Source organism: Nostoc cf. edaphicum LEGE 07299 (assembly GCF_015207245.1).
Taxonomy (GTDB): domain Bacteria; phylum Cyanobacteriota; class Cyanobacteriia; order Cyanobacteriales; family Nostocaceae; genus Nostoc; species Nostoc edaphicum_B.
This window is the reverse complement of record NZ_JADEXF010000075.1, coordinates 1-9152: the sequence shown is the minus strand read 5'-3', so window position 1 is coordinate 9152 and position 9152 is coordinate 1. Positions and strand designations below refer to the sequence as shown.

At 42.3% G+C, this 9152-nt stretch carries 13 protein-coding genes and 4 tRNA genes; 9 read left to right on the top strand and 8 right to left on the bottom strand.

The genetic code is table 11. The features are described 5' to 3' along the window. Positions 1–150: 150 nt before the first annotated feature. The 3 genes from IQ229_RS23715 to IQ229_RS03835 are packed head-to-tail and all read right to left on the bottom strand — an operon-like array spanning position 151 to position 872. Positions 151–369 carry a type II toxin-antitoxin system VapC family toxin gene (locus IQ229_RS23715; RefSeq protein WP_228013094.1) on the bottom strand — a complete coding sequence of 73 codons (219 nt, stop codon included), beginning with the start codon at positions 367–369 and terminating at the stop codon, positions 151–153. 30 nt (positions 370–399) lie between these two features. After that, positions 400–609: a type II toxin-antitoxin system VapC family toxin gene (locus tag IQ229_RS23710; RefSeq protein ID WP_228013093.1), complete on the bottom strand. Its 210-nt coding sequence runs from the start codon at positions 607–609 to the stop codon at positions 400–402. Continuing rightward, the gene (locus tag IQ229_RS03835) at positions 606–872 is read right to left on the bottom strand and encodes a FitA-like ribbon-helix-helix domain-containing protein (protein WP_194041430.1); all 267 of its coding nucleotides are present in this window, start codon (positions 870–872) and stop codon (positions 606–608) included. The genes IQ229_RS23710 and IQ229_RS03835 overlap by 4 nt, the downstream gene beginning before the upstream one ends. Before the next feature lie 240 nt (positions 873–1112). Here IQ229_RS03835 and IQ229_RS03830 point away from each other — a divergent pair, with 240 nt between their 5' ends. Further along, positions 1113–1529 (top strand): hypothetical protein, encoded by a 417-nt coding sequence (locus IQ229_RS03830; protein WP_194041428.1) that lies wholly within the window; start codon positions 1113–1115, stop codon positions 1527–1529. Positions 1530–1628: 99 nt separating this feature from the next. Here the strand turns inward: IQ229_RS03830 and IQ229_RS03825 are convergent, their stop codons facing one another. From IQ229_RS03825 to IQ229_RS03815, 3 genes are all read right to left on the bottom strand, one after another. After that, the gene (locus tag IQ229_RS03825) at positions 1629–1817 is read right to left on the bottom strand and encodes a hypothetical protein (protein WP_194041426.1); all 189 of its coding nucleotides are present in this window, start codon (positions 1815–1817) and stop codon (positions 1629–1631) included. An 89-nt stretch (positions 1818–1906) separates the two neighbouring features. After that, a tRNA-Ser gene (locus IQ229_RS03820) sits at positions 1907–1991 on the bottom strand. A gap of 131 nt (positions 1992–2122) precedes the next feature. Further along, positions 2123–3043 (bottom strand): TIGR04168 family protein, encoded by a 921-nt coding sequence (locus IQ229_RS03815; protein WP_194041424.1) that lies wholly within the window; start codon positions 3041–3043, stop codon positions 2123–2125. On the opposite strand from IQ229_RS03815, the gene IQ229_RS03810 reads away from it, so the two are divergent. From IQ229_RS03810 to IQ229_RS03795, 4 genes are all read left to right on the top strand, one after another. After that, the gene (locus IQ229_RS03810; protein WP_194041422.1) at positions 3023–3178 is read left to right on the top strand and encodes a hypothetical protein; all 156 of its coding nucleotides are present in this window, start codon (positions 3023–3025) and stop codon (positions 3176–3178) included. The two genes, IQ229_RS03815 and IQ229_RS03810, sit on opposite strands and share 21 nt — an antisense overlap. Before the next feature lie 14 nt (positions 3179–3192). Further along, positions 3193–4167 carry a quinolinate synthase NadA gene (nadA, locus tag IQ229_RS03805; protein ID WP_194041420.1) on the top strand — a complete coding sequence of 325 codons (975 nt, stop codon included), beginning with the start codon at positions 3193–3195 and terminating at the stop codon, positions 4165–4167. 124 nt (positions 4168–4291) lie between these two features. Further along, positions 4292–4377 (top strand) — tRNA-Tyr (locus IQ229_RS03800). A gap of 87 nt (positions 4378–4464) precedes the next feature. After that, a tRNA-Thr gene (locus tag IQ229_RS03795) sits at positions 4465–4536 on the top strand. 188 nt (positions 4537–4724) lie between these two features. Here the strand turns inward: IQ229_RS03795 and IQ229_RS03790 are convergent. Both IQ229_RS03790 and IQ229_RS03785 read right to left on the bottom strand, forming a co-directional pair. Further along, positions 4725–5405 (bottom strand): group I intron-associated PD-(D/E)XK endonuclease, encoded by a 681-nt coding sequence (locus IQ229_RS03790; RefSeq protein WP_194041418.1) that lies wholly within the window; start codon positions 5403–5405, stop codon positions 4725–4727. 69 nt (positions 5406–5474) lie between these two features. Continuing rightward, a tRNA-Arg gene (locus IQ229_RS03785) sits at positions 5475–5547 on the bottom strand. 357 nt (positions 5548–5904) lie between these two features. Between IQ229_RS03785 and IQ229_RS03780 the strand changes: the two genes are divergently transcribed. The 4 genes from IQ229_RS03780 to cutA all read left to right on the top strand — a co-directional run bounded on the left by IQ229_RS03780 (position 5905) and on the right by cutA (position 8901). Continuing rightward, positions 5905–6564, top strand: coding sequence for an Npun_F0813 family protein (locus IQ229_RS03780; RefSeq protein ID WP_194041417.1), 660 nt, complete (start codon positions 5905–5907; stop codon positions 6562–6564). Positions 6565–6688: 124 nt separating this feature from the next. After that, positions 6689–7540 (top strand): hypothetical protein, encoded by an 852-nt coding sequence (locus tag IQ229_RS03775; RefSeq protein WP_194041415.1) that lies wholly within the window; start codon positions 6689–6691, stop codon positions 7538–7540. 21 nt (positions 7541–7561) lie between these two features. Further along, positions 7562–8563, top strand: a complete 1002-nt coding sequence (locus tag IQ229_RS03770) for a transposase (protein WP_194041413.1) — start codon at positions 7562–7564, stop codon at positions 8561–8563. Positions 8564–8568: 5 nt separating this feature from the next. After that, the gene (cutA, locus tag IQ229_RS03765; protein WP_194041411.1) at positions 8569–8901 is read left to right on the top strand and encodes a divalent-cation tolerance protein CutA; all 333 of its coding nucleotides are present in this window, start codon (positions 8569–8571) and stop codon (positions 8899–8901) included. The last annotated feature ends 251 nt before the right edge of the window (positions 8902–9152 follow it).

Below are 9152 nucleotides of genomic sequence, written 5' to 3'. Positions count from 1 at the left end.
GGTTTATACCCTGCTTTACAAACTAATTTTATTGCAACTAAGTAAGTCGGTGATAAAAATTTAATTTCCCCAATTCTGAGTTTGTATCGATTTGTTTAGCCTCATTTAATGCTTTGGGGTTGAATATATGGTGAGGAAAGGCGATCGCTTCTACATTGACTCCAACGGCGGAACCTCGAAGTCATTAAACGAGCAAACATTGTAAGACGAAGTGGCTAAAGCCTTTACCAGCTTGCCGTCGAGAGTCAGCAAAGTAGCACCTACCTGCTGTGATAGTGCGACATAAGAGCCATCGTATGCGGAGATTCCATAATTTAATGCGATCGCAACTGCATCCGCCATCAAGTCAGCGGTGGAGACGACACGCAAGGGGAAAGCTTTGAGACTAGCTAAATTCCCTTAAATCAGAGAAACATCGTAACTACCTGCACGAGCATACTTCCACAAAACGTTTGCACACTTAATGTAAAACAGGTCAGGTACAAAGATTTCTGTCTGGGTATAGGCAAGGTGAGCAAACAGTTGATTAACCTTGGCTGTTAGCGGATCGGGAATAAATTGTTTAACGGACACACTGGCATCCACGACGCACCTAAGAGGAATTGTCATCTGTCCCGATCTTCTCTAATCATGGCAGTGCTATCAGGCCATTCGATATTAGTTGGTAGCTTTTCACGGCGAAGGCGGATTTCCTCTAGAAGTTTTGGGACATTCTTTCGTCTTTCTTCTTCTGTTTGCTGTGCTTCAGTTTTTAAAGCTTGTTCCAACAGAGTTATAACTTGGGCGTTAATGGAACGGTGTTCAGATGCCGCTAACTCTTGCAGTTTTGCATACAAATCATCGGGTAAATTTCTTACATAAAGGGTAGCCATCGCTTTACCTCAAAGTAGATTTTATCAAAATGATAGCACAATGCAAGCAATGGGAGAGAGGAGCGATCACACTTGTTAGTCAGATTTTCGCTTCAATATTTTCTATGTAAAATTCTATTTAATTCCGATAAAAATATTACTTACTACACTACCAGATCCACAAATTACGCATTTTTGCTGAGGTTGTTGGCACTCTTAGGGGATGAAGCTGGAGAAAATAAGTTTTTATTGTAAAAACCTATGTCAATTGTAGATTTTCTCGTTTCCGTAAATGGTGTAGCTCAATTATGGGCTGCTGATGGACAATTTTTAGGCGTTTTATCAAGTAATCTATACGACCAAAACTCTATTAGTAATCCTCATGGTATCTATGGCAGTTCCTATAGTATATACAGCATTCGGAATTCCTATGGATTATATGGTAGTCAATATGGCGTGTACAGTCCTTACAATATTTACTGCCTCAATCCTCCTATCGTGTTGTACCAAGGTCAACCAGTGTTGATAGTTACAAGAAATTCTCATATTTTGAGTAACAATTTACCTGTGGTTGACCCAGAATTACTGCTAAGTATATATGCACAAATCACCAATCCCATACCAGCATTTAACCCTCATATAGGATTAAATCAGACTATTTTTGATATGTTTAAATAACTAATTACTTTGGTTTGTGAAACAAAGGTAAACACGAACGCCAGCGTTCCATCTTCACTCATTCATGAAAAACTCAACGGAGAAGGAAAGGCTTGAGCGTTAACTCTGACAGCCCAATTTTTTCCGCACTTCTTGTACAGAAATAACATTACTAGCTTTGCTATCCTCTAGTCCAGCTTCAACGGTTTGCCGAACATAAATTTGGTACATCAAATCATCCCATGTGGAATTTTCTGGCAACTTGTCAATCAATTTGCGGGCTTCTTCTTTAATATTTAGATTTTTCATCAGTAGTTAATCAAATACTGTTTTTGCATCTATTTGGATATATTGTAGATGCAAAACAGGTGTACTACTTGATAACAACATTCATTCAACGGAGAGGGGGAGATTCGAACTCCCGGAGGTTTTAGCCTCATCCGATTTCAAGTCGGACGCAATCGACCACTCTGCCACCTCTCCAGTAAATCTGTCAAACTTGTGTTTATCCTAGTTTCAGACGCTATTCAGGCGCTTTTGTTGGTTAGCACTAAACTTGACAGATAATACTATACCCTATTATCTACGCAGATTGCACTACTGGATGCGAATGTCTACGACACAATGCGCGATCGCTCGTACAAAATTTCCTCCTGTGCCACCTGAAAGTCATTGCCCACCCAAATTAGGGAAACTTGCGAAACCACACCCGCCTCTAGGGTGACAATGGAAAAATTACGCAACTTCTCGCTGTCATTTTCCACAATCCTGGGGACACTAGCTGCATTTAAGTAAATTGTCCCCTCTGGACTTCTAAAGATGGGCTTGCGCTGCACCTTCTTGGTATGGCGTAAATCTCGGTGCATGTGACCAAATGTCACCAGAGGAATGGTTTTACCAGCAGTTAAGGCTTGAGAAATCGCCTCGCCCAAATCTGGATCGCCAAAGTCGCCGCCAATTGGGTGCCAGTCTTTGCCGCAGGGGTCTTCGGGGCGATCGCCTAACCCACTAGGCCCATTGTGACCCAAAAATATAATTGTCTCGTAAGCGGCGCTTTTAACTGCTTTGAAGATGCGATCGGCGGATTCTTCCAAACTCGTCACACCGTAACGTTCTTTACAGATTTCCGCGAATTTCCACTCTGGGCCACCCCAAGTAAAGGGACGACCCCCGACTACAGTTAAATTCCAAGCGGGAAAATCCAGCTTACCGTAACCAACATGGGACGAACCTAATAAATCGAGTTGTTCCTGTACCCAGTCTTCCTTAGAGCGGTCATAAGGAGCCTTTTTGCGTCCCCATTCGGTGGCGGTGTACCAGGCATCGTGGTTGCCCATCACGGCTGCTTTGGGAATATCGAGAGATGCGATCGCTCTGACCACTTCCACCGATTCATTGCCAAAATCCCCGACAAACAGCACTAAGTCAACACCCAAATGCTTGAGTGCAACGCCATCTTCCACTTCCCATTGGTCGTGAATATCTCCAACTACAGCAATTTTGAGGTTTATCGATTGAGTTTTCTGACTGGTCATGCCACTTTCCTTGCCGTCTATCTCCAGGATATGAAACTCAACCCGATTTGGACACAACCCCAAAATATCAACCGTCCACTATTTTTGGTAAAAACTACTATAATTGAATCCACAGGACATACATTTGCAACATAAAGCACCCCTAAACTGTGTTTACCACTGCACTAGCTCAACGAGAAAACACCCAACTGGGTGAACTACCACTAGATTTGTTTGCCGCGATTCAGAGTCTCAAAAAAGAACTCAACGCCGTTATCCTGGCACATTATTATCAAGAGCCAGATATTCAGGATATTGCAGACTTTATTGGGGATTCATTACAACTGGCAAGAGCCGCCGAAAAAACCAATGCGGATGCGATCGTCTTTGCTGGTGTTCACTTCATGGCAGAAACAGCAAAGATACTTAATCCCGATAAATTAGTACTTCTACCAGATTTGGATGCTGGTTGTTCTTTAGCAGATAGTTGTCCACCAGAGGCGTTTGCAGCTTTTAAAGCAGCACATCCAGATCATTTGGTGGTGTCTTACATCAACTGTTCTGCTGATATCAAGGCGATGAGCGATATTATTTGTACTAGTTCCAACGCTGTGAAAATTGTGCAGCAGATACCGAAAGAACAGCCGATTATTTTTGCCCCAGATCGGAATTTGGGGCGGTATGTCATGGAACAGACGGGACGAGATTTGGTGCTATGGCAAGGTAGCTGTGTTGTCCATGAAACTTTTTCGGAAAAGAAAATTGTCCAGTTAAAAATTGCCCATCCCGAAGCAGAGGCGATCGCACACCCAGAATGTGAAAGTAGTGTATTGCGCCACGCCAGTTTTATTGGCTCCACAGCCGCCTTACTCAAGTATTGCCAAAACAGCCCCACCAAAGAATTTATCGTTGCTACGGAGCCGGGAATCATTCATCAAATGCAAAAATTAGCTCCTGACAAGCATTTTATTCCTGCGCCGCCGATGAATAACTGTGCTTGTAACGAATGTCCCTTTATGCGGCTAAACACCTTAGAAAAGCTCTACTGGGCAATGAAAAATCGTACTCCCGAAATTACCATGTCAGAGGATATTCGCCTTGCTGCACTGCGACCAATGCAGCGAATGCTGGAAATGAGCGTGTAACCAGTATTTTCTATCCCGATGGTAGAGACGCAGTTTTGTTGCGATCTCTACCTGCAAGTTATTTTTCCTAATCCCTTGCTATTTATAAAACATGGTGCTAAGATTTTAAATCGTGAGACAAATCGGGTCGGTGTCCGAGTGGTTAATGGAGACGGACTGTAAATCCGTTGGCTAGCGCCTACGCTGGTTCAAATCCAGCCCGGCCCACCACTTACGAAGTTATAAGTTATAATGACTGGGTTAAGAGCAAAGCTCCCAGCATTGTAACTTACAACTAAAAAACCGAAGTTATATTTTGCCCGTGTGGCTCAGTGGTAGAGCACACCCTTGGTAAGGGTGAGGTCACGAGTTCAATCCTCGTCACGGGCTTTTTAAATTTACAGAACAATCAACATAAAGTTAAGGGTTTCAGCTTTATATAGGGACTTGAAGCTGAGAAAACTGATTCCCTTACTTGATATTTTGACTATGAGTTCGCTATAAATCCAAAATTTTGGGTATCAAGTGAGTATTATCCTAGTACAACTCACATTTTTATTAAAGATGTGGTCACGAGTTCAACCTTTGTCATGGGTTATTAACTGTCCTTCTATTTTACCATAAGCTTTTTTAACCCAATACCCTCTAGGTGGCTTTTCTATCCCATAAGCCTTACACCACTTTTCTACAGCCTTATCAGACACGCCAAAACCTCTACCAATTTGTGCGGTTGGCTTTTCCCAAACTAGTTTTTCTAGTTCTTCTTTAGATGGTCTTTCAACTTTTCTGGTATGAATTCTAGAGTCTGGGTTAATCTTTCTAGTTGTTAAATCAACGCCAAACTCCTTGTAGGTTTGCTTAGACGCTGCTTCAGTAAAGTCTGTAAAATCCTCCCACCAGTAAAACGGTGTAGCTGAATTAGGTATCTGAGTAGTTATGTAGCAACCATCAAAGTTAATTGATGGATAAACAACTTTATCTATATCAGGCAGATAAACAGCATAAAAGTCAAAGTCATTTACTTTGTACTTCTTCTGATGAGTCCCATTTTTATCTACCCAAATAGTTTTATTTACTACCCTGTTATCTCCCGCGTATTTAGCTTGTATTTTGTAAAATTTATCGTCTTTGTAGACAACAAAATCAAAAGGTAAATGTTCACAAACAAGTGGCGTGAGGACTAAATAACCTTTAAGGGTTAGATCAGCCATTGCTTTTGTAGCAGCAATATCGCCCTTGTTCTTAGTATGGTGCAGCAATAACGAACCCACAAACGTGGAAATGATCGTATCACTTCACAGTGCTTGAGGGTACATATTAAGTTAAAACGAGCGCGGCAGGGTTCGAACCTGCGACCGATTGCTTAGAAGGCAATTGCTCTATCCACTGAGCTACGCGCCCAAAACAAAATAATGGCTCCCGAAGGAGTCATCTGCAATATTATATCGTGTTCACCTACCAAGAAGCAATCGAAAATTGCAGATTTACTACTAGCAAGGCTAAGATGCTAGTCGCTAGTTAGTTAATCTACACCGAAAACGAAACAGATGGAGTATTGGTTTAGATATATTGAGTTGTCAAAGGGTTATTTGCCTGTTAACGCCACCCTCCTATGGGCGGCTACCTTCGGGAAAGAACTGGCGATCGCTAGACCCATTTCCACAGTATGCTAGGTAATTTCAGCCTTGCCGATACTGCCAAATGCCATTATATATTCCATATTAAGAGTGCCCCTGTGAGGAGTTATTTGCTAGTGCCATGTTTATTCTCAAACGGCAGGATGTTGAAATATCAAGCATTCAGCACCCAAAAAAGGATCAGCAGGTGCCGATTCTCAGTTATCAAGGGCAGACTTTTCGCTTGATTAGTGTTTTCAAAGCTAGTCAAGAAGAAGAAGCTAGAGCCTTATGGAGAGAATTGACGGATAACCGAGGTAAAGCCTGTGTTTTACTGGAAGAACCCGAACGGTTTAGTGTTTGGGGTAAAATCCGTTTAGAGCAACTGGATGGTGACACAGGTAGTCATGGCAAAACGGCGATTTTAATCCAAGCCAGTATTTTGCTGTTACAGGGTGTTTCTATCGACATTGAAGAGTTTTTAGGTGCTAGGCAAGCTGCATTATTTGAAAAAGATATTGCCGAAGTGTTCAAGCAGAAACAATTTCCCCAAGCATCTTCCCTAGAAGCAGTTAAATATTTGGTATCTACTAATCCGTTACCGACAGCTAAAATACCTGATTGGCAAGAAAATCATGTAGTAATCCTGTTACAAGAACTGCATCGATTAGGAAAAGGCTATTTTGGCAACGCCAATTTTACCAAACAAGTGATTTATAAGCTAGAAGATATGCCAGAAGCCGAGCGATCGCTGTTTATCACTTGGCTAAATCAATCGCCACTGGGTAAACTATGGCAGTAACAAAATTCCTACCAATGGCACTTGTTTTTGGTGTCCTATTGTGCATTACTTAGCAAACACACTGCTAGATATACAGTCCTTTAAATCAAAATACTGCCAGAGAGCATCTACATAGTCAAGTTTTATGAATAACTCTTACGAGAATTCGTTCTTTTCTAAATCCATTTTCAACACTCAGAACATTGTCTTAGCTAATATTGGCTGGGCCGTACTGGCACTGCTATACTTTTTGTTGTTTAGTGCCAAAGTTCCCGGAGCAGATGGCATAGAAAGCCGAGCCGAGTGGTATGTGATTGGCACAAATATTTTTGAAGCTTTAGCTTATTTGGGTGCCGGTATCTTATGCTTGAGGAACTGGCTGAGTCAGCAAATCGTCAGTGGCCGGAATGTTTGGCTCTTAATTGGGCTAGGTATGCTTTCCTATTTCATTGGGGGGATAATTTTCGGCTATACCGAAATAGTTTTAAAAGATGAACCGGATGTGTCTGTAGGCGATATATTTTTTGTACTTAGTTATCTATTACTTGGCGCAGGCATGATTTTAGCTGTGGCTTCCAGGCGAATCAATCTGGAAAAATGGCAGTGGCTAATTGTGTTAGCAATTGCAGTGTTCGGTAGTTTGTTAGCATGGTGGATTTCTATGCAACAGGAAACACCCTCAGAACTGCTAGTCGCTATTTTGAATTGGTTTTACGTAGTTAGCGATGTGGTTTTGTTAATTATTGCTACCACCCTGCTACTAGCCTTTTGGGGGGGAAGAGTTTCCCAGTCTTGGCGAATGATTGCAGCTGCGGCCTTTTCGCTTTACATTGCAGATATGTGGTTTAAATATGCCCAAGGCCCCAATTATCAAAGTGGAGAGATATTAGAAGTGTTTTGGGTGTTTAGTGGAGTGTTATTTGGTATGGGCGCTGTCTTAGAATATGACGCATCACTAAGACGAACGCGCCGTACCAGTGGACGAAAACGAGCTTAGTAAAGATTTTTGGTATCTACCGTGAGAAAATTAACAGATTCTGACAAGCAAGAAATTCTTAAGTTATATCGAGAAACTGCCGAAACAACCTCAACTTTGGCAGACCGCTATGGTGTGAGTAATTCGACAATTAGTCGTCTGCTCAAAAGCACTTTGCCAGAAGATGAGTATGAATACTTAGTCTCCTTAAAGCGGGCTGCGAGAACTCCTGAGGGTAGGGCGCAGGTAAACTACGAGCAGTTACCACTGCTGACTCAACCAGAGCCGGAGATAGAGGTTCCACCCATCGAAACCCCGCCTGTAGAAGTACCAAAGGTTGAGCCACTGCCACGTCGGGTAATTCATGTAGAACAGGAACTTTACTCAGAGGAAACGGCGGAGTCACTCGCTGCTAGTAGACGGGTGCGGCGACGCCCCTCGGCGACGGAAAAACCAAAGCTCCGAGTTACAGAGAAATTAGAAACTCCAGAGCCAAAGCTGCCGGAAATAGTCAGCATCCCCATCCCACCGCTAAAGAATGAGCATCCAGGAGCGGCTGTCATCGCGCAGATGCTGGGCGAAGATTTGCTAGATGAATCAGAGGATTTGGACGATTTAGAAGATGATGATTTAGAAGATGATGACTTTGAGGAAGAAGACTTTGATGATGATGACCTGGATGAGCAAAGACCTTTAGTTACAAGAAGAAGACCAGGTGAAGCATCAGTTGAAGTATTACCACTGTCGATAGCCAATTTGCCCAAAACTTGCTATTTGGTGATTGACCGTTCCTCGGAATTAATTACGCGACCTCTGAAGGACTTTGGTGATTTGGGACAAATTCCCAGCCTGGAAACCCAGCAAAGAACTCTGCCGGTGTTTGATAACCATCGCGTCGCCAAGCGTTTTTCTACTAAACGCGATCGCGTGATTAAAGTTCCTGATAGTAAAATGCTCCATAAGGCTCGGACTCATTTGCAAGCTAAGGGCATCACCCGACTGCTGATTGATGGTCAGGTCTATTCTTTGTCTGCGACGGTTTAGAGGTCATGGAAACACCTGCTGGCTATGATGTGGTATTGGTGACGGCTGGCAACATACAGGAGGCAGAAGCAATTGCAAATGCCCTTGTGGAAGCTAAACTCGCGGCTTGTGTGAGTCTGTTACCAATCCACTCAATTTACACCTGGCAAGGGGAACTGCATAAAGAGCAAGAATGGCAATTAGTGATTAAAACTGATTTGGCGCAATTTTCGGCAATGGAGGCCAAAATTAAAGAACTTCATTCCTATGAAGTGCCAGAAATTATTGCTTTACCAATTGTTGCCGGTTCTCAAGCCTACTTGCAGTGGATTTCTCAGCAAGTAAAAAGTAAAGAGTGAGGAGTTATGAAAATCATAACTCCTCACTCTTTGTAGAATTTAAAATTACAAACTAGTGGTCTGTCCCATTAAATTTGAAAGATTAAGAGAACGAACTGCAAAGGACGCAAAGAGCGCAAAGTTAAAAAATAAAGAAGAAAAATTTAAAAACTGATTCACCTATCAAAACTTTTGCGATAGCCCACGAGTAGTGTATCAAGCTAACAATGATTGGTAAATCAAATTTTTATTTCTCTCTTTTCCCTCTTACT